General features: G+C 67.5%; 21 protein-coding genes and 1 tRNA gene. 9 read left to right on the top strand and 13 right to left on the bottom strand.

Annotated features, from left to right (window positions below; all coding sequences use genetic code 11):
* Nucleotides 1-45: 45 nt before the first annotated feature.
* Nucleotides 46-2,568, top strand: a complete 2,523-nt coding sequence (locus tag KEC55_RS10135; protein ID WP_282505337.1) for a penicillin-binding protein 1A — start codon at nucleotides 46-48, stop codon at nucleotides 2,566-2,568.
* Between the two features lie 87 nt (nucleotides 2,569-2,655).
* Here KEC55_RS10135 and KEC55_RS10130 read toward each other — a convergent pair whose 3' ends face one another.
* From KEC55_RS10130 to mfd, 4 genes are all read right to left on the bottom strand, one after another.
* Entirely contained in the window at nucleotides 2,656-3,090 is a 435-nt protein-coding gene (locus KEC55_RS10130; protein WP_282505335.1) for a DUF3574 domain-containing protein, read from the bottom strand.
* Between the two features lie 145 nt (nucleotides 3,091-3,235).
* On the bottom strand, nucleotides 3,236-4,255 hold the full coding sequence (locus KEC55_RS10125) for a threonine/serine dehydratase (protein WP_282505334.1): 1,020 nt from the start codon (nucleotides 4,253-4,255) through the stop codon (nucleotides 3,236-3,238).
* 60 nt (nucleotides 4,256-4,315) lie between these two features.
* On the bottom strand, nucleotides 4,316-5,536 hold the full coding sequence (argE, locus tag KEC55_RS10120) for an acetylornithine deacetylase (protein ID WP_282505333.1): 1,221 nt from the start codon (nucleotides 5,534-5,536) through the stop codon (nucleotides 4,316-4,318).
* A gap of 104 nt (nucleotides 5,537-5,640) precedes the next feature.
* A complete protein-coding gene (mfd, locus tag KEC55_RS10115; protein WP_282505332.1) occupies nucleotides 5,641-9,111 on the bottom strand; it encodes a transcription-repair coupling factor in 3,471 nt (1,156 codons plus the stop codon).
* Between the two features lie 107 nt (nucleotides 9,112-9,218).
* Here mfd and ispD point away from each other — a divergent pair, with 107 nt between their 5' ends.
* A complete protein-coding gene (ispD, locus tag KEC55_RS10110; RefSeq protein WP_059233911.1) occupies nucleotides 9,219-9,929 on the top strand; it encodes a 2-C-methyl-D-erythritol 4-phosphate cytidylyltransferase in 711 nt (236 codons plus the stop codon).
* Nucleotides 9,930-9,957: 28 nt separating this feature from the next.
* Nucleotides 9,958-10,443 (top strand): 2-C-methyl-D-erythritol 2,4-cyclodiphosphate synthase, encoded by a 486-nt coding sequence (ispF, locus tag KEC55_RS10105; protein WP_034188783.1) that lies wholly within the window; start codon nucleotides 9,958-9,960, stop codon nucleotides 10,441-10,443.
* A gap of 136 nt (nucleotides 10,444-10,579) precedes the next feature.
* Here the strand turns inward: ispF and KEC55_RS10100 are convergent, their stop codons facing one another.
* The 4 genes from KEC55_RS10100 to ompR form a co-directional block, all read right to left on the bottom strand.
* Nucleotides 10,580-11,107 carry a carboxymuconolactone decarboxylase family protein gene (locus KEC55_RS10100; protein ID WP_282505331.1) on the bottom strand — a complete coding sequence of 176 codons (528 nt, stop codon included), beginning with the start codon at nucleotides 11,105-11,107 and terminating at the stop codon, nucleotides 10,580-10,582.
* A 76-nt stretch (nucleotides 11,108-11,183) separates the two neighbouring features.
* Nucleotides 11,184-11,732, bottom strand: coding sequence for a peroxiredoxin (locus tag KEC55_RS10095; protein ID WP_043188036.1), 549 nt, complete (start codon nucleotides 11,730-11,732; stop codon nucleotides 11,184-11,186).
* Between the two features lie 189 nt (nucleotides 11,733-11,921).
* Nucleotides 11,922-13,283, bottom strand: coding sequence for an ATP-binding protein (locus tag KEC55_RS10090; protein WP_282505328.1), 1,362 nt, complete (start codon nucleotides 13,281-13,283; stop codon nucleotides 11,922-11,924).
* 40 nt (nucleotides 13,284-13,323) lie between these two features.
* The gene (gene ompR / locus KEC55_RS10085) at nucleotides 13,324-14,058 is read right to left on the bottom strand and encodes an osmolarity response regulator transcription factor OmpR (protein WP_006478565.1); all 735 of its coding nucleotides are present in this window, start codon (nucleotides 14,056-14,058) and stop codon (nucleotides 13,324-13,326) included.
* A gap of 258 nt (nucleotides 14,059-14,316) precedes the next feature.
* Here ompR and KEC55_RS10080 point away from each other — a divergent pair, with 258 nt between their 5' ends.
* The 3 genes from KEC55_RS10080 (at nucleotide 14,317) to KEC55_RS10070 (ending at nucleotide 17,519) form a co-directional block, all read left to right on the top strand.
* Nucleotides 14,317-14,595 carry a hypothetical protein gene (locus KEC55_RS10080; RefSeq protein WP_282505327.1) on the top strand — a complete coding sequence of 93 codons (279 nt, stop codon included), beginning with the start codon at nucleotides 14,317-14,319 and terminating at the stop codon, nucleotides 14,593-14,595.
* Between the two features lie 133 nt (nucleotides 14,596-14,728).
* The gene (locus KEC55_RS10075; protein ID WP_282505326.1) at nucleotides 14,729-16,231 is read left to right on the top strand and encodes a DUF1800 domain-containing protein; all 1,503 of its coding nucleotides are present in this window, start codon (nucleotides 14,729-14,731) and stop codon (nucleotides 16,229-16,231) included.
* Between the two features lie 67 nt (nucleotides 16,232-16,298).
* On the top strand, nucleotides 16,299-17,519 hold the full coding sequence (locus tag KEC55_RS10070) for a DUF1501 domain-containing protein (protein ID WP_282505324.1): 1,221 nt from the start codon (nucleotides 16,299-16,301) through the stop codon (nucleotides 17,517-17,519).
* 9 nt (nucleotides 17,520-17,528) lie between these two features.
* On the opposite strand, the gene hpnD is transcribed toward KEC55_RS10070, so the two are convergent.
* Complete coding sequence (hpnD, locus tag KEC55_RS10065) at nucleotides 17,529-18,362, bottom strand: presqualene diphosphate synthase HpnD (RefSeq protein WP_282505323.1); 834 nt, start codon at nucleotides 18,360-18,362, stop codon at nucleotides 17,529-17,531.
* 236 nt (nucleotides 18,363-18,598) lie between these two features.
* Between hpnD and KEC55_RS10060 the strand changes: the two genes are divergently transcribed.
* Nucleotides 18,599-18,685: transfer RNA gene (locus tag KEC55_RS10060), tRNA-Leu, on the top strand.
* A gap of 139 nt (nucleotides 18,686-18,824) precedes the next feature.
* Here the strand turns inward: KEC55_RS10060 and KEC55_RS10055 are convergent.
* The 4 genes from KEC55_RS10055 to KEC55_RS10040 all read right to left on the bottom strand — a co-directional run bounded on the left by KEC55_RS10055 (nucleotide 18,825) and on the right by KEC55_RS10040 (nucleotide 22,567).
* A complete protein-coding gene (locus KEC55_RS10055) occupies nucleotides 18,825-19,055 on the bottom strand; it encodes a hypothetical protein (protein WP_124450463.1) in 231 nt (76 codons plus the stop codon).
* A gap of 111 nt (nucleotides 19,056-19,166) precedes the next feature.
* Nucleotides 19,167-20,276, bottom strand: a complete 1,110-nt coding sequence (locus tag KEC55_RS10050) for a class II histone deacetylase (protein WP_282505321.1) — start codon at nucleotides 20,274-20,276, stop codon at nucleotides 19,167-19,169.
* 14 nt (nucleotides 20,277-20,290) lie between these two features.
* Nucleotides 20,291-21,499, bottom strand: a complete 1,209-nt coding sequence (locus KEC55_RS10045; RefSeq protein WP_282505319.1) for an MFS transporter — start codon at nucleotides 21,497-21,499, stop codon at nucleotides 20,291-20,293.
* 21 nt (nucleotides 21,500-21,520) lie between these two features.
* Nucleotides 21,521-22,567, bottom strand: a complete 1,047-nt coding sequence (locus KEC55_RS10040) for a porin (protein ID WP_282505318.1) — start codon at nucleotides 22,565-22,567, stop codon at nucleotides 21,521-21,523.
* A 302-nt stretch (nucleotides 22,568-22,869) separates the two neighbouring features.
* On the opposite strand from KEC55_RS10040, the gene KEC55_RS10035 reads away from it, so the two are divergent.
* Nucleotides 22,870-24,027 carry a helix-turn-helix transcriptional regulator gene (locus tag KEC55_RS10035; RefSeq protein WP_282505317.1) on the top strand — a complete coding sequence of 386 codons (1,158 nt, stop codon included), beginning with the start codon at nucleotides 22,870-22,872 and terminating at the stop codon, nucleotides 24,025-24,027.
* Nucleotides 24,028-24,127: 100 nt separating this feature from the next.
* Nucleotides 24,128-25,126, top strand: a complete 999-nt coding sequence (locus tag KEC55_RS10030; RefSeq protein ID WP_282505315.1) for a 2-dehydropantoate 2-reductase — start codon at nucleotides 24,128-24,130, stop codon at nucleotides 25,124-25,126.
* Nucleotides 25,127-25,209: the final 83 nt, after the last annotated feature.

The raw sequence follows: 25,209 nt of genomic DNA, 5'->3' as shown, positions 1-25,209 counted from the left end.
TTTCCGCATGCGTCCGAGGGCGCCACGTACGCCCGCCATTCCGACATGCCAATTATCAAACGACCGCCTTCTTCTTCCGACAGGAACGAACCCCACTACACGCTGCGCCGTTCGCCGTCCGGGGCCTATTACCCCGATGATGACGATCGCGACGACGACCGCCGCGCACAGCAGCGCAGCGGCGGCGGCGGCGGACGCCGTCGCACGTTCGGCTCGCGCGTCGCGCTGTGGTTCGCCGGCCTGTTCGTGACGCTGGCGATCGTCGGCGCGCTGATCGTCGGCTATGCACTGGTCGTGATGGCGCCGCAACTGCCGTCGCTCGATGCGCTGACCAACTACCAGCCGAAGGTGCCGCTGCGCGTGTTCACGGCCGATCACGTGCTGATCGGCGAGTTCGGCGAGGAGCGCCGCAGCCTCGTGCGCTTCCAGGACATTCCCGACGTGATGAAGAAGGCCGTGCTCGCGATCGAGGACTACCGCTTCTACGAACACGGCGGCGTCGACTTCGTCGGCATCCTGCGGGCGGGCGTGGCCGACCTGATGCACGGCGGCGCGCGGCAGGGCGCGAGCACGATCACGATGCAGGTCGCGCGCAACTTCTTCTTGTCGAGCGAGAAGACCTACACGCGCAAGATCTACGAAATGCTGCTCGCGTACAAGATCGAGAAGGCCCTGACGAAGGACCAGATCCTCGAGCTGTACATGAACCAGATCTATCTCGGCCAGCGTTCGTACGGTTTTGCAGCCGCCGCACGCGTGTATTTCGGCAAGGACCTGAAGGACATCACGCTTGCCGAGGCAGCGATGCTCGCGGGGCTGCCGAAGGCGCCGTCCGCGTACAACCCGGTCGTCAATCCGAAGCGCGCGAAGGTGCGCCAGGAGTACATCCTGAAGCGCATGCTCGAGGTCGGCTACATCACGCAGCCGCAGTACGACGAAGCGATCAAGGAAGAGATCCACGTGCGCACGCCGGGCAACCAGTACGCGGTGCACGGCGAATACGTCGCCGAGATGGTGCGGCAGATGATGTACCAGCAGTACAAGGACGAAACCTATACGCGCGGGCTGACCGTCACGACGACGATCAACTCGTCCGATCAGGAAGCCGCGTACCAGGCCGTGCGTCGCGGCATTCTCGACTACGAGCGCCGCCACGGCTATCGTGGGCCGGAAGCGTCGATCCAGCTGCCCGCGGCCGGCGACGACCGTGACGAGGCGATCGACGACGCGCTCGCCGATCACCCGGACAACGGCGACCTGCAGTCGGCGGTCGTGCTGTCGGCGTCGCCGAATGCGGTCGAGGTACAGTTCGTCGGCGGCGCGACCACGACGATCGGGCCGGCCGGGCTGCGCTTCGTGTCGGCCGCATTGAGCCCGCGCGCGAACGATACGCTGCGCATCAAGCCGGGCTCGGTCGTGCGCGTGCTGAAGGACGGCAAGACGGGCTGGCAGGTCGTGCAGCTGCCGCAGGTCGAAGGCGCGCTCGTCGCGATTGCCCCGCAGGACGGTGCGATCCGCTCGCTCGTCGGCGGCTTCGACTTCAACAAGAGCAAGTTCAACCACGTAACGCAGGCGTGGCGGCAGCCGGGCTCGTCGTTCAAGCCGTTCATCTACTCGGCGTCGCTCGACAAGGGCATGGGGCCGGCGACGATGATCAACGACGCGCCGCTGTACTTCCCGCCGAGCGTGCCGGGCGGCACCGCGTGGGAGCCGAAGGACGACGACCAGCCGGACGGCCCGATGACGATGCGCACCGGCCTGCAGCGTTCGAAGAACCTCGTGTCGATCCGGATCCTCGCATCGATCGGCACGCAGTATGCGCAGCAGTACGTGACGCAGCGCTTCGGCTTCGATCCGGCGAAGACGCCGCCGTACCTGCCGATGGCGCTCGGCGCGGGTCTCGTGACGCCGCTGCAGCTCGCGACCGGCTACGCGGTGTTCGCGAACGGCGGCTACAAGGTCGATCCGTACCTGATCGCCGAAGTCGACGACGCACGCGGCCAGCCGCTGCAGAAGTCGCAGCCGGTGATCGCGGGCGGCACGGCGCCGCGCACGATCGAAGGCCGCAACGCGTACGTGATGAACAGCCTGCTGCATTCGGTCGCGACGGCTGGCACGGGCGCGGGTACCAACGCACTGGGCCGCAGCGACCTGCAGGGCAAGACGGGTACGACGAACGACGCGAAGGACGGCTGGTTCGCCGGCTACCAGCAGTCGCTCGTCGCGGTCGCATGGATGGGCTTCGACCAGCCGAAGAGCCTCGGCAGCCGCGAATTCGGCGCGCAGCTCGCGTTGCCGATCTGGGTGAACTACATGCGCACCGCGCTGAACGGCGTGCCCGAGCAGCAGATGCCGATGCCGGACGGGCTGACCTCGATCGACGGCGAGCTGTACTACGCCGATCGCACGCCGGGCAACGGCTTCGTCGCGAACGTCGACATCAACCCGGCCGAGAACGCGATCAGCGCGAACGACGCGCTGGGTTCGGCCGGTGCGGCAGGGCTTGCGCCGCCGCCCGTCACGCCGCAGGAGAAGCAGCAGATCATGGACATGTTCGAGAACAAGTAAGCGGTACGCTGTTCTTCAGACAAGAGACGGGCGCCTTAGGGCGCCCGTTTTTTTTTGCGTGAATCGCCGGCAGCAGGAGAGGGTGAATCAGAACGACGCGCAGGCCGGCGCGACCGTCATGCCGACCGATTGCTGATGGAAGCGCTGCATGTATGTTTGCCGGATTGCGGTGAGCCGCGTGTGCGTGTCGGGTGTATCGTCGGCAATGATACGGATCACGAAGCTGTCTTCGCGCGTGATCGCACCGGTTGCGCGGTCGCGCCACTGGCCATGCGTGTCCCAGTAGGTGAGGCCGTCGGGGAAGCGCGGCGTGACGGTGTCGGCGAGAAACGCCGCGCGTTCCGCATCGGTGACGGGGCCGCGCCCGGTGATGTCGCGCCCGAACAGCAGGTCGGCCTGCAGCATGCGGCTTTCGCCCGGTTGCGTGCAGGACGCAGGTTGCGCGTTGACGACGGGCGAGGGTGCCGTCGCGCAACCGGCGAGCAGCGCGAGCGCCATCGCGCATGCGGCCAGCGGCCGCATCTGCCCATTTCGTGACGATCGACCTTCGCGCGCGCAAAACGCTGCGCGCTCAACCACTTGCGTGCTTGTCCGGCGGGTTATCAACAGGGCTGTCAACATAATCTGGGGATAACCCTAGGTTGGTCCGTTGGTGCCCGATGTAGGGTCAGTGCTGCAGTTTCGCGTGTGCGAGATGCATGCCGAGCGTGCCGGGATCGGTGTTCGTGCCCGACAGCAGCACGCCGACGCGCTTGCCCTGCAGCGTTTCGCGCAGCGGGCCGAGCAGCGCGGCGAGCGCAGCCGCGCAGGCCGGCTCGACCGACAGCTTCAGGTGCGAGAACAGGAACAGCATCGCGGCGCGCAGCGCGTCGTCGGACACGGTGACGATGCGGTCGACGTGGCGCCGGCACAGCTGGTAGCTGTATTCCTCGGTATGCGGCGCCATCAGCGAATCGGCGATGGTCTGCATCGCGCTCATCTTGATCGTGTGGTTCGCCGCAAAGCTGCGGCTCATCGCGTCCGCGCCTTCCGGTTCGACGCCGTACACGTGCACGCGCGGATTCGCGAGCCGCAGCGCGGTCGCCATGCCGGCCGCGAGCCCGCCGCCGCCGATCGGCACGATCACCGCGTCGAGGTCGGGCGTCTGCGTCGCCCATTCGTAGCCGAGCGTCGCGGTGCCGAGGATCGTGTGATAGCCGTTGAACGGATGGATGAAGAAGCGGCCTTCCTCGGCCTCGATGCGCCGCACGAGATCGAATGCCTGCGACGCGCTGCCCGCGAGCACGACTTCCGCACGGTACTGCTTGCACTGCGCGATGCGCGTCGGGCTCGCGGTGTGGAACATCACGACCTTCGCGCTGCTGCCGAGCCGCATCGCCGCATACGCGACGGCCGCCGCGTGATTGCCGGCCGACACGCAGGTGACGCCCGCGTTCTTGCGCGCCTCGTCGAGCGCGAGCAGGTGCGTGAACGCGCCGCGCGCCTTGAAGCTGCCGCTCTCCTGCAGCAGCTCGAACTTGAAGTTGACGTGCGTGCCCTCGAGGGACGGCAGGTCGGCGCGCTCGAACACGGGCGTGCGCGCGACCCACGGCGACAAAGCGAAATGCTGCGCGGCGATTTCGTCGAGCGTCGGAATCGGCTCGCCGTCGATCGTCGTATGGGCGGTGCCCTGTTGTTCAGTCGACATGACGTGGCGGGTGGCGGAGTGGGCCGGCCCGCTCACGCGGGCCGGCGTGGCGGGAGGCAGTCAGTGCGCGTCGACCGACATGCTGCGGATGAACTTGCGCAGGAACTGCTCGCAGCCGGCGAGCTGCGCGAGCTCGACATACTCGTTCGGCTTGTGCGCCTGCTCGATGTTGCCGGGCCCGCACACGACGCTCGGGATACCCGCGCGTTCGAACAGGCCGGCCTCGGTGCCGTACGCGACCTTGCGCTTGTCCTGGTCGGCCGTCAGCGCGCGCACGAGCTGCGTGATCGCGGCCTGTTCGGTCGCGTCGAGGCCGGGTGCCGCGGCGATCTTCGAGAACTCGATCGCGGCATTCGGATGCTCGCGCAACATCTGCGGCAGCAGCGTTTCCTGCGCATACGCTTCGATGCGCGTGAAGATCTGCTCGGGATCGAGCGTCGGCAGGTTACGGAATTCGAAGTCGAAGCGGCACTCGGCCGGCACCGTGTTGATCGCGTTGCCGCCCTGGATCGTGCTCGTCTGCGCGGTGGTGAACGGTACGTCGTACAGTTCGTCGAACGGGCCTTCGGCGCGGAAGCGCTCGGCGATGTCGCGGATATGGCAGATGAGGCGCGCCGCATATTCGATCGCGTTGAGCCCCTTCGGCGTCAGCGACGAATGCGCCGCGTGGCCGCGCACGCAGCAGCGGTACGCATTGATGCCCTTGTGCGCGATGATCGGCCGCATGCTGGTCGGCTCGCCGACGATGCAGCCCGACGGCTGCACGCCGCGCTTGACGAGATCGGCGATCATCAGCGGTGCGCCCGCACAGCCGATTTCCTCGTCGTAGGACAGCGCGAAATGGATCGGCTTCGCGAGCTTCGTCGCCTGCATCTCGGGCAGCAGCGCGAGCGCCGTGCCGATGAAGCCCTTCATGTCGCAGGTGCCGCGGCCGTACAGGCGGCCGTCGCGGATTTCCGGCGCGAACGGGTTGCTGTCCCATTGCTGGCCATCGACCGGCACGACGTCGGTATGCCCCGACAGCACGATGCCGCCGTTGGTCGAGCCGTCGTGCGCGGGTACGGTGGCGAACAGGTTCGCCCAGCCTTCGCGCGGATCGTGCGTGATCGTCGAGGCAATGCCCTTCGCGGCGAGTGCGTCGCGCACCGTTTCGATCAGGCCGAGGTTCGGCACGCGGCTCGTCGTGTCCATCGACACCAGTTGCTTGACCCACGGCAGGCTGACGAGCGATTCGTCGCCTTGGGTTGCGGCGGACGGCGCCGACGCGTCGAGAGTGGACATGGCAAAACTCCGTCTGATGAATGGGAAATCATACTCAAAAACGCGCCGGCCCGCCTTCGTCGGGCGCGATGCGGTGCAGCAACGTCGCGCCCGTCGGTATCGCGTCAGCGCGCCGCGGTGGCCGCCCCCTGTTTCGGGGCCAGCGCGCGCAGCGTTTCCTTGATCGTCGACACGCGGATCGCGAGATCGGGCGAGCGCGTTTCGATGCGCAGCTTGTCCTGGCCCGCGAGCTTGATGTGCCGGTGCTTCTGCACCATCTCGATGATCCGCATCGGATCGATCGGAGGATTCGGCTCGAACTGCAGCCCGATCGCGACCTCGCTCGCGTCGATCTTCACGATGCCGAGCGGCTTCGCGGCGATCCGAAGCCGGTGCGTCTCGACGAGCGCGTGCGCCTGCGGCGGCAGCTTGCCGAAGCGGTCGATCAGTTCCTCCTGGATGCCGTCGATCGCGTCGCCGTGCTCGCAGTTCGCGAGCCGCTTGTACAGCGACAGCCGCTCCTGCACGTCCGCGCAGTAGTCGGCCGGCAGGATCGCGGGCGCATGCAGGTTGATTTCCGTCGTCGCGGCGAGCGGGGCGGTGAGGTCGGGCTCCTTGCCGTTCTTCAACGCCTTCACCGCGTCGTTCAGCATGTCCGTGTAGAGCTGGAAGCCGATCTCGTGGATTTCGCCCGACTGCTTGTCGCCGAGCACTTCGCCGGTGCCGCGGATCTCGAGGTCGTGCATCGCGAGATAGAAGCCGGAACCGAGTTCCTCCATCTGCTGGATCGCTTCGAGCCGGCGCTGCGCCTGCTTGGTCAGCGACTGCGGATCGTGGACCAGCAGGTAGGCATACGCCTGATGGTGCGAGCGGCCGACGCGACCGCGCAGCTGGTGCAGCTGCGCGAGGCCGAACTTGTCCGAGCGGTGCATGATGATCGTGTTCGCGCTCGGCACGTCGATGCCGGTCTCGATGATGGTCGTGCACAGCAGCACGTTCGCGCGCTGCGCGACGAAATCGCGCATCACGCGTTCGAGTTCGCGCTCGTGCATCTGGCCGTGCGCGATCACGATGCGTGCCTCCGGCACGAGCGCCTCGAGCATTGCCTTGCGGTTCTCGATCGTCTCGACCTCGTTGTGCAGGAAGTACACCTGGCCGCCGCGCTTCAGCTCGCGCAGCATCGCCTCGCGGATCACGCTTTCTTCCTCGCGGCGCACGAAAGTCTTGATCGCGAGCCGCTTCTGCGGCGCGGTCGCGATGACCGAAAAATCGCGCAGCCCTTCGAGCGCCATCCCGAGCGTACGCGGGATCGGCGTCGCGGTGAGCGTCAGCACGTCGACTTCCGCGCGCAGCGCCTTCAGCGCCTCCTTCTGGCGCACGCCGAAGCGGTGTTCCTCGTCGATGATCACGAGGCCAAGCCGCTTGAACTGCACGTCCGAGGACAGCAGCTTGTGCGTGCCGATCACGATGTCGACGCTGCCTTCGTTGATCTGCGCGATTGCCGCGCTCACTTCCTTCGCGGTCTTGAAGCGCGACAGCTCGACGATCCGCACCGGCCAGTCCGCGAAACGGTCGGCGAAGGTCTGCGTGTGCTGCTCGGCGAGCAGCGTGGTGGGCGACAGCAGCGCGACTTGCTTGCCGCCCAGCACCGCGATGAACGCGGCGCGCAGCGCAACCTCGGTCTTGCCGAAGCCGACGTCGCCGCACACGAGGCGGTCCATCGGCTTGCCGCTCGTCATGTCGCCGATCACGGCCGCGATGGCTGCCGCCTGGTCGGGCGTTTCCTCGAAGCCGAAGCTTTCGGCGAACTTCACGTAGTCGCGCGGATCGAGCGAGAACGCGTGGCCTTCGCGGGCCGCGCGGCGCGCGTACAGGTTCAGCAGCTCGGCGGCCGTGTCGCGGATCTGCTGCGCGGCCTTGCGCTTCGCGCGCTCCCACTGGCCGGAACCGAGTGCGTGCAGCGGCGCGCTGTCGGGGTCGGCGCCGCTGTAGCGCGAGATCACGTGCAGTTGCGCGACGGGTACGTAGAGCTTGCTGTCGCCCGAGTATTCGAGATGCAGGAATTCGGTCTCGCCTTCGCCGAGATCCATCGACACGAGGCCCATGTAGCGGCCGATGCCGTGCTGCGCATGGACGACCGGGTCGCCGACCTTCAACTCCGACAGGTCGCGCACCATCGCGTCGACGTTGCTCGCCTGTTCCTGCCGGCGGCGGCCCGCGCGGCGGCCGAGCGCGCCGTACAGCTCGGTTTCGGTGACGACCGCATAACCTTCGCCCGGCACCGCGAAGCCGTTCGAGAGCGGCGCGACGCCGAGCGCGAAACGTTCGTCGCTCGCGAGCCAGCCCGCGAAGTGGTCGTTCGGCGCGGGGCGCAGGTGATGCTCGGCGAGCAGTTGCAGGATCGTCTCGCGCCGGCCGGCCGATTCGACGGTCAGCAGCACGCGCTTGCCCGACGATTCGACGAAGGTACGCAGCGACGCGAGCGGATCGTCCGCATGGCGGTCGACGGTCAGCTCGGGCAGCGCGGTCGCCCAGCCGCCGGCCGGCTGCGCGGGCAGCACGACGCGCGCGAACGGCTTCGCGAACGCGAAGAAATCCTCGTCGGACAGGAACAGCCGCTGCGGCTCGAGGATCGGCCGCTCGCGATCGTGCGCGAGGAACGCGTGGCGCTGCTTCGTATCGGCCGTGAAGCGGCGGATCGACGCCTCGAGATCGCCGGTGAACACGAGGTGCGCGTCCTGCGGCAGGTAGTGGAACAGCGTGGCCGTTTCGTCGAAGAACAGCGGCAGGTAATACTCGATGCCGGCCGACGGCACGCCGTTGCCGATGTCCTTGTAGATCGGCGCGCGGCTGGGGTCGCCTTCGAAGGTTTCGCGCCAGCGGCTGCGGAAGGCCGTGCGCGCGGCTTCGTCGAACGGGAATTCGCGGCCGGGCAGCAGGCGCACGTCGCGCACCGGGTAGAGGCTGCGCTGCGTGTCGGGGTCGAACGCGCGGATCGAGTCGACCTGGTCGTCGAACAGGTCGATCCGGTACGGCAGCGGCGAGCCCATCGGGTACAGGTCGATCAGCGAGCCGCGCACGCAGTATTCGCCGGGTCGCACGACCTGGCTCACGTGCTCGTAGCCGGCCAGCGTCAGCTGCGCCTTCAGCTTCGCCTCGTCGAGCCGCTCGCCCTGCGCGAACGCGAACGTGTACGCGGCCATGAACGAGGCGGGCGGCATCCGGTACAGCGCGGTGGTCGCGGGCACGAGCAGGATGTCGCAGCGGCCCTCGCCGAGGTCGTGCAGCGTCGCGAGCCGCTCGGACACGAGGTCCTGGTGCGGCGAGAACGTGTCGTACGGCAGCGTTTCCCAGTCCGGCAGCAGGCGCACGCGCGCATCGGGCGAAAAGTAGCGGATTTCCTGCGAGAGCCGCTGCGCGTCGACCGCGTTTGCGCAGATCACCGCGAGGAGCGGCACGTCCTGGCGGTTGTCGGCGAGATAACGGGCGATGGCGAGCGCGTCGGCGGAGCCGTGCGTGCCGTCGAAGGCAAAGCGCTGGCCGGGTTTGACGCGCGCAACGGGCGAGGCGGACGGGGTGGAAGCGTTATCTGGCATAGGGACGACAGGGGTGGCGTGCACGGGCGCATCGCGGTGCGCCGGTCGAGACGAAAGACCTATTATAAAATCCGCTTCTCGATTTCATCTTTCCGGCGTTTCCCTTCGTGACTCCCCGACTTTTCGCCCTGATTCCCTGTGCCGGTACGGGCAGCCGTTCCGGCTCCGCCGTGCCGAAGCAATACCGTACGCTGGCCGGCCGCGCGCTGCTGCACTACACGCTCGCCGCGTTCGACGCGTGCAGCGAGTTCGCGCAGACGCTCGTCGTGCTCGCGCCCGACGATTCCCATTTCGACGCGCGCCGCTTCGCGGGCCTGCGTTTCGCGGTGCGCCGCTGCGGCGGCGGCTCGCGGCAGGCGTCGGTGCTGAACGGGCTGCTCGAACTTGCCGAATTCGGCGCGACCGACCAGGACTGGGTGCTCGTGCACGATGCGGCGCGCCCGGGCATTACGCCTGAGCTGATCCGCACCCTCGTCGCGACGCTGAAGGATGACCCGGTCGGCGGCATCGTCGCACTGCCGGTGGCCGATACGCTCAAGCGCGTGCCGGCCGGTGGCGACGCGATCGCGCGCACCGAGTCGCGCGACGCGCTGTGGCAGGCGCAGACGCCGCAGATGTTCCGCATCGGCATGCTGCGCGAGGCGATCCTGCGCGCGCAGCGCGAAGGGCACGACCTGACCGACGAAGCGAGCGCGATCGAATGGGCCGGCCATACGCCGCGCGTCGTGCAGGGCAGCCTGCGCAATTTCAAGGTCACGTACCCGGAAGATTTCGCGCTCGCGGAAGCGATCCTCGCGCGCCCCGCGAACGCTTCCTGACTTTCACCCCATCTCAATCGGAACACGCATGGATTTCAGAATCGGACAAGGCTACGACGTGCACCAGCTCGTCGAAGGGCGCCCCCTCATCATCGGTGGCGTGACGATTCCGTACGAGCGCGGCCTGCTCGGCCACTCGGACGCGGACGTGCTGCTGCACGCGATCACCGACGCGCTGTTCGGCGCGGCGGCGCTTGGCGACATCGGCCGCCATTTCTCCGACACGGACGCGGCGTTCAAGGGCGCGGACAGCCGCGTGCTGCTGCGCGCGTGCGCCGAGCGCGTGAAGGCGGCGGGTTTCACGATCCAGAACGTCGACAGCACCGTGATCGCCCAGGCGCCGAAGCTCGCGCCGCATATCGACGGGATGCGCGCGAACATCGCGGCCGATCTCGGGCTGCCGCTCGATCGTGTGAACGTGAAGGCGAAGACCAACGAGAAGCTCGGCTATCTCGGCCGCGGCGAAGGCATCGAGGCGCAGGCCGCCGCGTTGCTGGTGAAGCAGGGCGGCTGATGGTTGCTCGTGGCGGCGCGCGGTTCGCGCCGCATGCCGTCCCGCGGAAATGAAAAATGCCACGCATCAGCGTGGCATTTTCGTTTGAAGCGGGCGTCGCTCCCGGCATCGCTGCCGGCTCGCGTGGCGCAACCGCTTATTCGCCTTCGGCGGCGATCACTTGCGCGGCGGCGTTGATTACCGACGCGATGCGGCCGACGTCGCGCAGCTGCGTGACGGTCATCCCTTGTTCGTCCTTCAGCAGCGCATAGTGCGACTTCACGCAGAAGTGGCACTTGCCGACGATCGACGCGGCGAGCGCGTACATCTCGAACTTGCGCTTGTCGACGCCGCCGTGCGTGGCATACGCGCCCATCCGCAGCTCGGCGCGCTGCGTCTTCAGGTCGGCGTCGTCGGCCATTTCGACATACGGATACCAGGTGTTGTTCATCCCCATCAGCGCGGCCGCCGTCAGCACGGCGTTCGTCTCTTCGGGCGACAGGACGCCGGCTTCGCGGATCGTCTTGATGAGCACCGGGCTCTTTGCCGCGATGGCGGCCGCCAGCGCGACGCCAACCGCGTCGGTGCCTTCGAGCGACGAGCGCGAGATCGTGCCGTCGAGGTTCAGGCGGATGTCCTTCGCGTAGTCGGGGATGCGTGCCTTAATCGAGTCGATGAATTCCATTGATATCTCCTATGGGTTGGCCGTTAAAAAAGCCCGCAGGCAGGACGTGCGCCGCGGGCTTCGTGCATCGATGCGCTTACAGCGTTGCGCCGCCGACTGCACGGTTGCACGGGCACAGTTCGTCCGTTTGCAGGCCGTCCAGAATGCGCAGGACTTCTTCCGGGCTACGGCCGACGTTCAGGTTGTTCACCGAAACGTGCTGGATCGTGTTGTCCGGATCGACGATGAACGTTGCACGCAGTGCCACGCCGGCTTCCTTGTCGCGCACGCCGAGTTGGTCGATCAGCTCGCCCTTGACGTCACCGAACGAGTAGTGGTTCAGCTTGTTCAGGTCCTTGTGCTCACGGCGCCATGCGAGCTTGACGAATTCGTTGTCCGAGCTGCCGCCCAGCAGGATGGCATCGCGCTCTTCGAACTGCTTCGTGAGCTTCGCGAACTCGACGATTTCCGTCGGGCACACGAACGTGAAATCCTTCGGATAGAAGTAGATGATCTTCCACTTGCCCGGGAACGACGCTTCGGTGACGGTCTCGAATGCCGACTGGCCGTTTTCCTCGTGATTGTTGAAGCCCGGCTTCGCGGCTACGACGGTGAAAGCTTCGAGTTTATCGCCCACGGTTTTCATGCGGATACTCCTGTATGAGTTGGGAAGAGGACTGAGTCAAGCTACCTCGGTGCTGCAACGATGGTGTGACAGCATGGGCAAAACTATAACACTATTAGTAAAGTGCTTCAATAGATTTTGACTAACGATCTTCATAGTTTTTCTCAACCGGATCGATAGTGTGCAGCGCAAGAGGTGTGCGTGAGCGCGTCACGCAGTCGCACGTACCTTGCCGGCGCCGGGGAATTCGAGCGTGACTTCGAGACCCGCTTCGGGGTTCCGGTTGCGCAGGCGCAGCGCGCCGCGATAGCGGCCGACCAGCCGCAACACGATCGCCATCCCGAGGCCCGTGCCGTCCGCCTTGGTGCGTGCGGTGTCGACGCGGTAGAACGGCCGCATCACGAGCGGCAGTTGATCCTCGGGGATGCCGGGGCCTTCGTCGCTCACCGACAGCTCGACGCGTGCGTGCGACACGCGGGTCTCGACCGTGATGCGCGAGATGCCGTCCTGCTTGCTCTGGCCGTACTTGCGCGCGTTCTCGACGAGGTTGCCGATCACGCGGCGCATGTCGGTCTCGTCGGCTTCGATGATCGCGCTCGGTGCGAGTCGCGTGCGGATCTCGACGCCGTCCTCGCCCGAGACGCGCGCGGCGACTTCCTGCGCGATCGACGACAGGTCGACCGGCTCGGGCTTGCGCTGCGACGGGCGCGCGTAGTCGATGAAGGCCGCGATGATGCGGTCCATCTGCTCGATGTCGTCGACCATCGCGTCCTTGGTCGCCTGGTCGGACGGGCTCATCTCGGTTTCGAGCCGCAGCCGCGCGAGCGGCGTGCGCAGGTCGTGCGAGATGCCCGCGAGCATCAGCGCGCGGTCGGCCTCGAGCTGTTCGAGGTCGCGCACCATCTGGTTGAAGCTGCGATTGGTTTCGGCCGCGACGCCCATCCCGCGCTCGGGCAGCAGCTCGGGTGTCTGGCCCGAGCCGATCTGCCGTGCGGCGAGCGCGAGCCGCGAGAACGGCCGGTTCACGAGGCTCGTGATGAACGCCGAGCCGAACAGCGACAGCGCGAGCGCGAACAGCCCCCAGCCGGCCCACTGCAGGCCCGTGACGTTGTCGAGCTGGTCGCGGTCGAGCGCGACCCAGTAATCGTCGTCGTCGATCTTGAAGCTGATCCACACGCCGGGAATGTCGTTGACCGACTGCGCGATCACGGTATCGTCGCCGAGGCGGCTGCGGATGTCGTGTTCGATCAGGCGGTTCAGCGATTCGTCGGGCTGCAGCTTGAACTTGTCGGTTTTCTCGCGCGGATATACGCGCACGCCCTCGTTGCTCTCGAGATCCTGCAGCAGCGCGCGCCGCAGATCGGGATCGGAATAGAGCAGGGCGGTGCGCGTGAGCTTCACGACCGCGACGAGCTGCAGCGCGACGCGCTGCGCACGCGGCTCGCGCTCGATCACGCGAAAGCTCTGGAACCACGCGGCGAGACTGACCGAGATCAGCAGCGCGATCAGCAGGAAGGTGCGCCAGAACAGCCCGCCGAACGCGAGCTGAAGGAGGCGCCGGTCGATACGCATGGGACGGGCCGTGGACGGGCGAAACCGGAAAGGAAAAAGGTCAGGCGGCGCCGTCCGGGATGAACACGTAGCCGAGGCCCCAGACGGTCTGGATGAAGCGCGGGCTGCCCGGATCCGGCTCGATCAGCTTGCGCAGGCGCGAGATCTGCACGTCGAGGCTGCGGTCGAACACTTCGTATTCACGGCCGCGCGCGAGCTCCATCAGCTTTTCGCGCGACAGCGGCTGGCGCGGATGGCGAGCGAACACCTTCAGCACCGAGAATTCGCCGGTCGTCAGCGGAATTTCCTGGCCCGACTTCGTCAGCGTGCGTGTGGCGAGGTTCAGCGAGAACTCGCCGAACTCGAACACCTCGGTGGTTTCCGACGGCGCGCCCGGCAGTTCGGCCGGCGCCTGGCGGCGCAGCACCGCATGAATGCGCGCGACGAGCTCGCGCGGGTTGAACGGCTTCGGCAGGTAATCGTCGGCGCCCATCTCGAGGCCGACGATGCGATCGACATCTTCGCCCTTCGCGGTAAGCATGATGATCGGCGTGCGGTCGTTGCTGCCGCGCAGGCGGCGGCAGATCGACAGGCCGTCTTCGCCCGGCAGCATCAGGTCGAGCACGAGCAGGTCGAAACGCTCGCGTACCCAGAGCTTGTTCATCGCGGTCGCGTTTTCCGCGACGTATACGTTGAAACCCTGCTCGCCGAGGTAACGGCGCAGCAGATCGCGCAGGCGAGGGTCGTCGTCGACGACGAGAATCTTGGAGGGGTTTTTCGTTTCCATGATCGGCATCTTATCGCGAATGGGAATTGACGCACGGTCACGTATTTTCGTGCGTTACAGTCGGTTACAAAATTTACCCGTAGTGTCGCGCCGAGTAAAGGCAGGCTATAGAGATTCCTTTACTCGAAGCCGAAATTCGGTAGATACTCCCCTGCACTCCATCATTCATCTTTGTACACCCGATTTCCGCAGGGTTTTTCAAGTACCAGAGGTAGCCGGTTGCCGCGTGACGAAGGGAACAAATCGACCAAAGAAGCGAGGACGGTCATGCGATCTGCCCGGATTGCACTGATGCTGACGATCGCACTTGCCGGTCCGTATGCGTCGAACTTCGCGTATGCGCAGCGCCCCGAGCAGGGCGCACCGTCGCGCAAGCTGCCGCGCGGCAAAGCGCCGCAGTCGGACCGTACCGCCGATATGACGGTTCGTTCAGCCGTGCCTCCCGATCTCGAACAGCACCGCCGCGACGGGCACATGACGCCCGAAGAGCGGCACCTGCTGCGCCAGCACATCGAAGACGCCGTTCGCGAGTTGTACAAGCGCTGACACGCGCCGTCTTTCGCCCTGCGCCGACATCCCGCGCGGAAAGAATTCGTAGCACTTTTTCCGTCAACTTTCGCCTGCCGAATGCCGTTGTACCGGCATCCGCACCGCCGGTGCGTTCCGGGAGTCCATGACGATGAAAGCGAACGCTGCCGCACTGGCGCCGTCGCCTGCCATGCAGTCGCCGCTCGATGCCGACGACGCACTGTTTTTCCTCAGCCGCACCGGTTTCTCTCCCGCGCCCGCCGACGTCGCGCGTGTCGTCGGCATGACGCGCGCGCAGGTCGTGGCCGACACGCTCGGCAGCGTGCGGCACGAGCCCGTGACGACGTGGCCCGACTGGATCGCCGAGTTGCCGCCGACGCGCGCGCAGCGTCAGGCGCTGACACCCGACATGCGCCGCGACGAGCAGCGCGAGCGCAACGTCCGCTACGATGCGCTGCGCGCGGCCTGGGTCAACGAGATGATCGTCACGCCGTCGCCGCTGACCGAACGCATGACGCTGTTCTGGCACGGGCACTTCACGTCGGGGCAGGACAAGGTGCCTTACCCGCAGACGATGGCCGCGCAGAACGCGCTGTTTCGCCGCGAGGCGCTCGGCAATTTCGGCACGCTGCTGCATGCGGTCGCGAAGGATCCGGCGATGCTGCAGTATCTCGACGGCGCGAGCAATCGCAAGGGACGTCCGAACGAGAATTTCGCGCGCGAGGTGATGGAGCTGTTCACGCTCGGCGAAGGGCATTACACGCAGTACGACGTGACCGAGGCTGCACGCGCGATGACGGGCTGGACGATCGATCCCGACACGCTGCGCTTCGAGGTGCGGCCCGAAGCGCACGATGCCGGCGACAAGACGATACTCGGCGAAACGGGGCCGTTCGACGGCGACGGCTTTCTCGACATCCTGCTGAAGCGGCCGGGCACCGCGCGCTTCATTGCTGGCAAGCTGTGGCGCGAATTCGTGTCCGATACGCCCGATCCGGGCGCGCTCGATACGGTGGCCGAACGGTTCCGCGCGAGCGGCTACGACATTCGCGCGGCGCTCGCCGCGCTGTGGTCGACCGATGCGTTCTGGGATCCGCGCAACCGTGGCGTGCTCGTCAAATCGCCGGCCGAGTTCGTCGTCGGGTCGGTGCGGTTGTTCGATGTCGCGTACGGCGATCCGCAGATGCTTGCGAACACCGTGCGCACGCTCGGGCAGAACCTGTTCTATCCGCCGAACGTGAAGGGCTGGCCGGGCGGTGGGCTGTGGATCAACAGCACCACGCTGCTGTCGCGCAAGCAGTTCGTCGAGCAGTTGTTCCGCGCGACGGAGGCGGCCGGCATGCATCCTCCCGCGCATCCGATGACGCCACCGCCGAATGCGCGTGCGCAAGCGATGCCGGTGGTCGACACGGCGTCCGCGGCCGGCATGCGCGGCACGCCGCCGAAGCCCGCGCGCGCCGGCTTGCGTTTCGACCTCGAACGCTGGCTCGCGCAATATCGCGCGCGGCCGCAGGCGATCGCCGGATTGTCGACCGAGCTGCAACTGCAGCACGCGGTGCTGCAACTGTCGCCGGTCGCGGCGATCGACACGGATTCGACCGGCAGCGCGTATCTCGAGGCGCTGCTGATGGATCCGGCCTATCAACTGAAATGATTCGAACGACGACGAAGCGGGGCGCCGCCGCGGCAAAGGTGCCGGACGGCAAACCAAAGGATGCGCGATGAACCGACGTGATTTTCTGACGCTGACGGGCGCTGCGGCCGCGGCCGGCGTGTCGATGTGGCAAGCGCCCGCGATGGCGGCTTCCGCGACGCAGGCGGGGCGGCAACCGGCGGCCGGGTATGCGAACGTGCTGATTCTCGTCGAGCTGAAGGGCGGCAACGACGGGCTCAATACCGTGGTGCCGTACACGGATCCGCTCTACTACCAGTTCCGGCGCAGCATCGGCATCAAGCGCGAGCAGGTGCTGCAGCTCGATGCGCATACGGGGCTGCACCCGTCGCTTGCGCCGCTGATGCCGCTATGGCGCGACGGGCAGGTCGCGGTCGTGCAGGGCGTCGGCTACCCGCAGCCGAACCTGTCGCATTTCCGCTCGATCGAGATCTGGGATACCGCGTCGCGCTCGGATCAGTACCTGCACGAAGGCTGGCTCACGCGCACGTTCGCGCAGGCGCCCGTGCCGCCGGGGTTCGCGGCGGATGGCGTCGTGCTCGGCAGCGCCGAGATGGGGCCGCTGTCGAATGGTGCGCGTGCGATCGCGCTCGTCAATCCCGCGCAGTTCATCCGGGCGGCCCGGCTCGCCGAGCCGTCGTCGCTGCGCGAGCAGAACCCTGCGCTCGCACACATCATCGACGTCGAGAACGACATCGTGAAGGCGGCCGACCGGCTGCGTCCGCGTGGCGGAATGCGTGAGTTCAGGACGGCCTTTCCGGCCGGCGCGTTCGGCACGTCGGTGAAGACCGCGATGCAGGTGCTGGCCGCGTGCGAAGCGTCCGGGCCCGGCGCGCAGGATGGCGTCGCGGTGCTGCGCCTGACGCTCAACGGCTTCGACACGCACCAGAACCAGCCGGGGCAGCAGGCTGCGTTGCTCAAGCAGTTCGCGGAAGGGATGAATGCGATGCGTGGCGCGCTGACCGAACTCGGGCGCTGGAACCAGACGCTCGTGATGACGTATGCGGAATTCGGGCGGCGTGTGCGTGAGAACCAGAGCAACGGCACCGATCACGGCACGGCCGCGCCGCATTTCGTGATGGGCGGCCGCGTGGCCGGCGGACTGTACGGTGCGCCGCCGGCGCTCGGCCGGCTCGACGGCAACGGCAACCTGCCGGTCGCAGTCGATTTCCGCCAGCTCTATGCGACCGTGCTCGGGCCGTGGTGGGGGCTCGATGCGTCGCGCGTGCTGCAGCAGCGCTTCGATACGCTGCCGTTGTTGAAGGCGTGATGCGTGGGGTCAGCGGCGGCGCGACGCGCGCCACGCGATCCACAGCTTGCGGATCGGCGTCAGTGCGATGCGCTGGTGCAGTACCTGGTAGCCGTCGCGTTCGATTTCGTCGAGCAGCGCGCCGGCCAGTGCGATCTGCGCGCGCAGCGTGCGTTGCGCGCGGCGTTCGGAGGCGGGGATCGCCGCTTCGGCGGCCGCGAGCGCTTCGCGCGCGCGGGCCGTCTGGAATTGCAGCAATTCGGTGAAGGCCGGGCTGTAGCGGCCATTCAGCAGATCGGCCGCGGTCACGTTGTAGCGCTGCAGTTCGTCGATCGGCAGGTAGATGCGGCCGTGGCGCGCGTCGTTGCCGAGTTCCTGCACGAATTGAGCGAGCATCAGCGCGCGGCCGGCGTCCGCGGCCCACGGCTGCGGGTCGGCCGGGTTCGCCGCGCTTGCGCGCGCAACCAGTGACGCGAAGGTGCCGCCGACCTGCGCGATGTAGCGCTGCAGGTTCGCGAAATCGAGGTAGCGCGCCTGTTCGAGATCCATCTCGTAGCCGTTGACGAGCGTGCGCAACGCATCGGCTTCGGCGGCGATCGCCGGATGATGCTGCGCGAGCGCCTTCGTGACGGGGTGCGACGGCTGTCCGTCGGCCAGTGCCGCGAGTTCCTTGTGCCACCACGCGAGCTTTGTGTGTCCGACGGTCGGGTCGCTGGTTTCCTTGACGGTTTCCTCGAGTTCGCGGCGCAGCGCGAACAGGGCGGTCAGGCGCGGCTGCGTGGCGAGCGGCGCCTGGCGCAGCGCGTAGTAGACGCTGGAGCCCGCAGGGGCGGCCTTTTGCTGACAGTAGTCGTCGAAGTTCACGGGCGGAATCGGGTGGGTTCGGGTTCGGGGGACGCGCGACGGCGCGGTGCCGAAACGTCGAGCGCGGCATTCTAGCATCGCTGCACGACGCGTGCCGGCGGGGCGAGACAACGCCGCGCGGATCGGGTAGAATCTCGCGCTCGCCTGATCGGGCGTGCCGGTTTTCGGGCCGGCATGAAGTCCCGGGCGCGTGGCGCACGTATCTTGCGTGCCGCGCGGTCAGGCGACAGAAATGCGCGTGAGTGGCGAAATTGGTAGACGCACCAGGTTTAGGTCCTGACGCCCGCAAGGGTGTGCCGGTTCGAGTCCGGCCTCACGCACCAGAAGTCGGATACGTACCCGCCAGGGTATGGTTCCCCAAAAAAGCGCTGCCGGTCGACAGACCGCAGCGCTTTTTTCGTTGATGGTCGTTCCAAGCGGCGCGCGTCGCCCGACCGCGGCGCTTTGTCATTTCAGGCGCGCCTACTCCCAGAAACTCCGGATCGCGACCGCCACGATCACCGGCACCGAGAACACCAGCGGAATCGCGAAATACTGCGCTTCGCGATCGACGACCCAACTGTAGATCACCCACGCCGCGCCGATCGCGAACGTGATGAGGCCGACCGTGACGGCGGCGATGTTCTGGACCAGCTTCGATGGCTGGCGGCGCGTTTTGGCGTTGTCGTTGTCATCGCGCGGGGACGATTTCATCGGAAGAGTGCGGCCTCGAGCCGGAACAGGGATAAAAGCACAGGAAACCCCATCCGCACGGATCGCGCAAGGGCCGGCGCGGGCCGGCCCCGTCACATCCGTTCCCGCGCGTTACAACCCGAACGACGTCGCCAGTTCGTCGAGCAGCGCGCGCTGGAACGCAACGAACCGCTCACCCGGCTGCTGGGCGATCGCGAGATCGAGCATCGGATCGGTGACATCGGTGCGAATGCCGGCCAGTTCCTCGACGATCGCGAGCCCGCAGAACGGCACGTACGCCTCCGAATACCCGCCTTCGTGAACGATCACGAGCCGCCCGCCGCAATGACGCTGCGCGGCATCCTTCGCCGCGCGCGTCATGAAGCGATAGCTGTCGGTATGCAACTGCATGCGCGCGAGCGGATCGACGGCGCTCGCGTCGAGGCCGCTCGCGACGACGATCAACTCGGGGCGAAAGCGCTCCAGCGCCGGCAGCACGATCCGCTCGAACGCGTAGCGATATGCGTCGTCGCCGCTGCCTGCGAGCAGCGGCACGTTCAGGTTTGCGTCGATGCCGGCACCTTCGCCGCGGTCGTCCGCGCCGCTGTAGCCGGGCGGAAAGCAGCGGTCCTGGTGCAGCGAGATCGTCAGCGTGTCCGGATCGTCGTAGTAGATCGACTGCGTGCCGTTGCCGTGATGCACGTCCCAATCGATCACCGCGACGCGCTCGATGCCGTGTTTCGCGCGGGCGGCCTCGATCGCGATCGGGATGTTCGCCAGCATGCAGAAGCCCATCGGGCGGTCGCGCAGGCAGTGGTGGCCGGGCGGCCGTGACAGCGAGAACGCATTGGCCGCGCGCTCGTCGACGACCGTATCGACAGCCGCGATCGCGAGGCCGGCCGACAGCGCGGCGATCTCGTAGCTGCCCTTGCCGAACGGTGCGAGATCGCCGAGGTCGCCGCCGTTCGCGTCGCTGAGCGCGCGGAACGCGTCAAGATAGTGCGCCGGATGAATGCGCAGCAGATCGGTGGTCGTGGCCGGCTCGGCGCCGCGCAAGTCGAGCTGCGCGGCAAGGCCCGACGCCTGGACGAGCGACAGGAAGCGGCGCTTCGAATCGGGCGATTCCGCGTAGCCCGCGCTCGACGGCGGCTGGACCCAGCCGCCGACCGGGAAGAACAGCGCGTGTGTGCCGCCGGTGTGCCAGAAAGTGCGTTCGTCGGTGAAGAAGGCAGTGCGATTCATGGGTGCGTAACCTGTCACGGTTGGGAGGAAGCGGAAGGGCATGTGCGGCGATCGATATGGCGCAGCGCGGCGAACGACACGATCGCGACGGCCGTCGCGGCCACGAACAGCGCGCGCATCGTGCCGCCGGCGTCGAGCATCAGGCCCGCAAGCAGCGGGCCGGCGGCAAGGCCTGCGCCTATCACGAAATTGAGCGTTGCCACGAGGCGGCCCGACGTGTCGATCTGCGCGACGGTCGCGAGGATGAACGGCAGCACGAATGTCCACGCGAACTTGAACGCGAAAATCGCCGCGCTGTAGCCGCCGGTGTGCCGCATCGCGGCGAGCGCGACGAGCGACGCGGCGAGCAGCGCGTAACCGGCCGCGAGCATCGCGCGTCGCGCGAGCCGGCCGCCCGCACACGATGCGAGTGCAGCGCCCGCGATCCCCATCACGCTCGCGATCGCGAGCACGTTGCCGGTCGACTGCGGATCGAGCCCGGCCTCGGCCGCGGCCCGGCTCGCGAAGGTCCACACGCTGCCGATCGCGAGATAGAACGTCAGCACAGCGCCGATGGCGAGCATGACGAAGCCTCGCGGCGTTTGCGTCGCGTCGGCGTGCGCGGATCGGGCGGGCGTCGTCCGCGTGCCGAGCGACGATGGAAAGCCGCGCGATAGCGGTGCCGCGAACAGTGCGAGCGCGGCGAGCGCGACATACAACGCGCGCAGCCCGAACGTGGCGAACACGTGCGGCAGTACGAACAGGCCGATCGCACCCGCGATCAGCTGGCCGACGACCCACAGGCCGTACACGCGGTCGCTGTTCTCGCTCGTCGCCGCGCTCGTCATGCAGAGCACCATCAGCGAGCCGCCGCCGAGTGCGGTGACGGCGCGCAGCGCGAGCAGCGCGGCGAAGCCCGGCATCCACAGCGCGGTCAGCAGGTTGCCCGCGCCGAACAGCGCAATGGCGAATCCGGCGACGCGGCGCGCGTCGACCCGGCCGAGCCACAGGTACGACGGCACGGTCGCGAGGCTGAACGCACCGAGTTCGACGAAGAAGTAGGTGCCGATCTGCGACGCAGACAATCCGAGTTGCGTCGCGAGCTGGCCGGCAACGGCCGGTGCAACGAGCAGCAGCAGCGGCGTGATGGCCGCGAACACGACGAGCGCGACGAGCGTCGAGCGCGCGAAGGCCGGCGCAAGGCCGTCGGGCGAGCGTGCGGCATCCGGGGACAGGGTTTTCATGGCGGGATCTCGTTTGGGGAATCAGAACAGGTGGTACATGCCGACCATCGCGCCGAACTGCGATGCGCCGGCGAGCGGCGTCGGGTCGTATTCGTAGACGGTCTGCGAGCTCTGGCCGCTGTTGCGCGCATAGCCGAGGTTCACGTATGCGACGGTGCGTTTCGACAGCGCGTACGTGGTGCTCGCGATGAACAGCGTTGGGTGGCCGATCGCCGGCGTGCGCGAATCGGTGTGATAGACGCCCGCGTTCAGGCCGATCCCGTTCGATGTCTGGTAACGCGCACCGCCCCAGACGATCGTGCGCGCCGCATCGAGGTCGCCGGTCAGGCGTTCGACGCCCGCATAGACGGTGAGCGGCAGCGTGGCGAACGCATAACGTGCGGCGAGCGTGCCGAGTTCCCGGCGCCGCGCTGAAGTGTCGTCGGCCGCCGCCACGTCGCCGTGCGCCTGATGCAGCACCGCGCTGACCGACAGCCCGTTGCTCGTGTACTGGCCGCCGAGTTCGAGCACGCGTCCGGCGCGTGTATTGCCGGCGACGCCGGACGTCGCGGCAAGCGCCTCGACGTCGAAGCCCGCGAACGTCGGCGACTGGTACTTCACCGAATGGTCGATGAAGTTTGCATTCATCGGCACGAGCACACCCTGGCCGCTGTACGACGCGTACCAGAGCGGGTCGTAGAACAGCGTCTTGTCGAACAGCACGCTGAACTGCCGGCCGAGCGTGACGGTGCCGACGGGCCCCGCGATGCCGACGTACGCGCCGCGGAAGAACGCGTAGCCGGGCGCGGTCGCGGTGCCGTCGTTGAGGTTGAGACCCTGTTCGAGCTTGAACAGCGCGCGCCAGCCGCCGCCGAGATCCTCGTGGCCCTTGATCCCGACCTGCGAAGGCAGGATGCCGTAGTTCTGCAACTGCACGGCCGAGTGGCGTCCGTCGGCGTGCGTCAGGTATTGCACGCCGGCATCGAGCGCGCCGTATAGCGTGAGGGCCGACTGCGCATGGGCGGCGGCGCTGCACGCGGCAAGCGTCGCGGCGGTCGCGGCCGCGCGGATGAAGCGGGATTTCGTCACGTGGGGTTCTCCATACCGTCCTGCATCGGTTTGTCGTTGGTGTTGTCGCGACGCAGTGTCCGCAGCGGGAAAACCTTCGAACAGTCGTACAGATGAACGGTGTGGAAAACCCGCTGTGCGCGGCATTACCGCCGCGCGATGCCGCGGCGCGGCGTGCTGCGGAGCAGCAACGTGCCGTGCACCGTTCAAATGGATGGGGTTGGCGCCCGTTCCGGCACCGTGGCCCGCCAAAAAAGCCACTCGCTATAATCGGCCGGTGTCGTAGCGCACATCAGCAGCCCGATCGGGCAGGGGAGCGGAAGGTGAGGATCACGACGGATATCGGGCAGGATCTCGAAGCGCTGCGCGACGTGCCGGCCGCCATCGTGCTCGACGAATTCGCGTGGCCGCCGCTGCCGTCCCGGCGCGCCGATTTCGACGGCGTCACGCGCGGCGACGCAGCGCAGCGCGAACTCGGCCTGATGCTGCTCGACCTGTACGCAGTGGCCGCGCAATCCGGCATCGGCGAATTTGAATACCGGTTCTTTTCGCTGCTGCAGGCGCTCATTCCGTTCGATGCCGCGTGGACCGGCGTCGCGACCCATGCGCCGACCGGCCCCGTGATGCACAACAGCTTTCTGTACTGTTTGCCGCACGCGTTCTTCATCGACTGGAAGCGCGTGCGCGATTGCGATCCGCTGGCGCACCGCACGCTGCACGGCGCGCACGGCCGCGCGGTGCGGCTGACGGTCGTCGAGCCGGGGCTCGACACGCGGTTTCGCGACTGGTGCGTGAAGTACGGGCTCGCGCAGCTGATGTGCGTGTGTACGCTCGATCGCCGTTTCGGCCTGACGACGTTCATGTCGATCTACCGGCAGGGGCTCAATCGCCCGTTCAGCGACGACGATGCGCGTCGCTTCGAGGAGGTGATTCCGCACCTCGCGGCCGCGCTGACGATCAATCGTGCCGCGCAACTCACGCGCGAGCGCGCCGAGACGGTGGCGCCGGCGGCGCGCGCGCTGTGCGACAACTTCGGCGTGCTCCACCATGCCGATCACGGTTTCGACGACGTGCTGCGGACCGAGTGGCCGGCCTGGGCCGGGGCGCGCGTGCCGGAGCCGCTCGTCGCGCACCTGCGGCGCCAGTCGGGCCAGCCGTTCGTCGGCGACGCGCTGCGCATCCAGTGCGTGCCCGTCGCGGGGCTGTTCCAGATCGAAGCGCGGCCGCGCTCGCTGCTCGACCGGCTGAGCCCGCGCGAACTGGCGGCGATTCGCTATTACGGCGCCGGGCGGTCGCACAAGGAGGTCGCGCAACAGATGGAGATTTCGCCGACGACCGTGCGTCACTACCTGCGCTGCGCATACCGCAAGCTCGGCATGCACGACAAGAGCCAGATCGCTGGCGTGCTCGGCGCCACCGGCAGCAGCATGGCCGACGACGAACCGGTCGAACCCGTTGAAGCCGGCGGCATGCCGCGCTGACGCGCACGAATGCGGGCGCATGGCGTGCCTCCGCGCGAATGGTTGTGTCCGCAACTATTTGACGTTATGCTCGTCAGCTCCCAGGAGACGGAATTCCATCATGAACGACACGAATTCAGGGTCGGTGCGCGCGGCGGTGGTCGGTGTCGGCGCGATCGGCGGATTGCTCGCGGCCGCGCTGTCGCGGGCCGGCATGACCGTGAGCGCGTACGCGCGCGGCGCGACGCTCGACGCGCTGAACACGCACGGCGTGCGCGTGATCGACGAAACCGGCGATACCTCGTCGGTGCCGGTGCGCGCGAGCGACGATGCGCTCGCGCTCGGCGTGCAGGACTACGTGGTGATCGCGCTGAAGGCGCAGGCGCTGCCGGCATTGGCGGAGCGCATTGCGCCGCTGGTCGGGCCGGACACCGTGATCGTCGCGGCGATGAACGGGTTGCCATGGTGGTTCACGCACGGGCTGGCAGGATCGATCGACGGCGTGCCGCTCGACGCGGTCGATCCGGGCGGCGCGGTGTCGGCGGCGTTGCCGCCCGCGCAGGCGATCGGCTGCGTCGTGCACCTGTCGTCGAGCACCGATGCGCCGGGCGTCGTGCGCCGCGGGCGCGGCAACCGGCTGATCGTCGGTGCGCCGGATCAGCGGCTCGACGTGGCCACGGCGCGGTTTGCCGCGGCGCTCGCGGCAGGCGGTTTCGACGTCGAGTCGACGCCCGTGATCCGGGCCGAGATCTGGACGAAGCTGTGGGGCAACATGAACATGAATCCGCTGAGTGCGCTGACGGGGTCGACGACCGAGCAGTTGCTCGGCGATCCGTTCACGCAGGAACTCGCGCTGCGGATGATGGAGGAGGCGGCGGCGATCGGCGCAAGGCTCGGCCTGTCCACGGGGATGAGCGGACCTGAGCGGATCGCGTTCACGCGTAAGCTCGGCGCGTTCAAGACGTCGATGCTGCAGGATGTCGAAGCGGGGCGTTCGCTCGAGATCGGGCCGATCCTCGGCGTGTTTCCGGAGCTCGGCCGCAAGCTTGGCGTGCCGACCCCGTACTGCGACGCGGTGCTCGGACTGTTGCGCCAGCGCGCGGCGAACAGCGGGCTCTAGCGCGTGCAGGGCCGCTACCGGTGCGGCCCGGCGCCAGCGGCGAAGCGCGGGACGTTCATCGCGCCCGCCACATGACGCAAAGC

The organism is Burkholderia cepacia, assembly GCF_029962485.1.
Classification (GTDB): Bacteria; Pseudomonadota; Gammaproteobacteria; order Burkholderiales; family Burkholderiaceae; genus Burkholderia.
The sequence above is the reverse complement of the archived record's forward strand: the minus strand, read 5'-3'. Positions and strand labels throughout refer to the sequence as shown.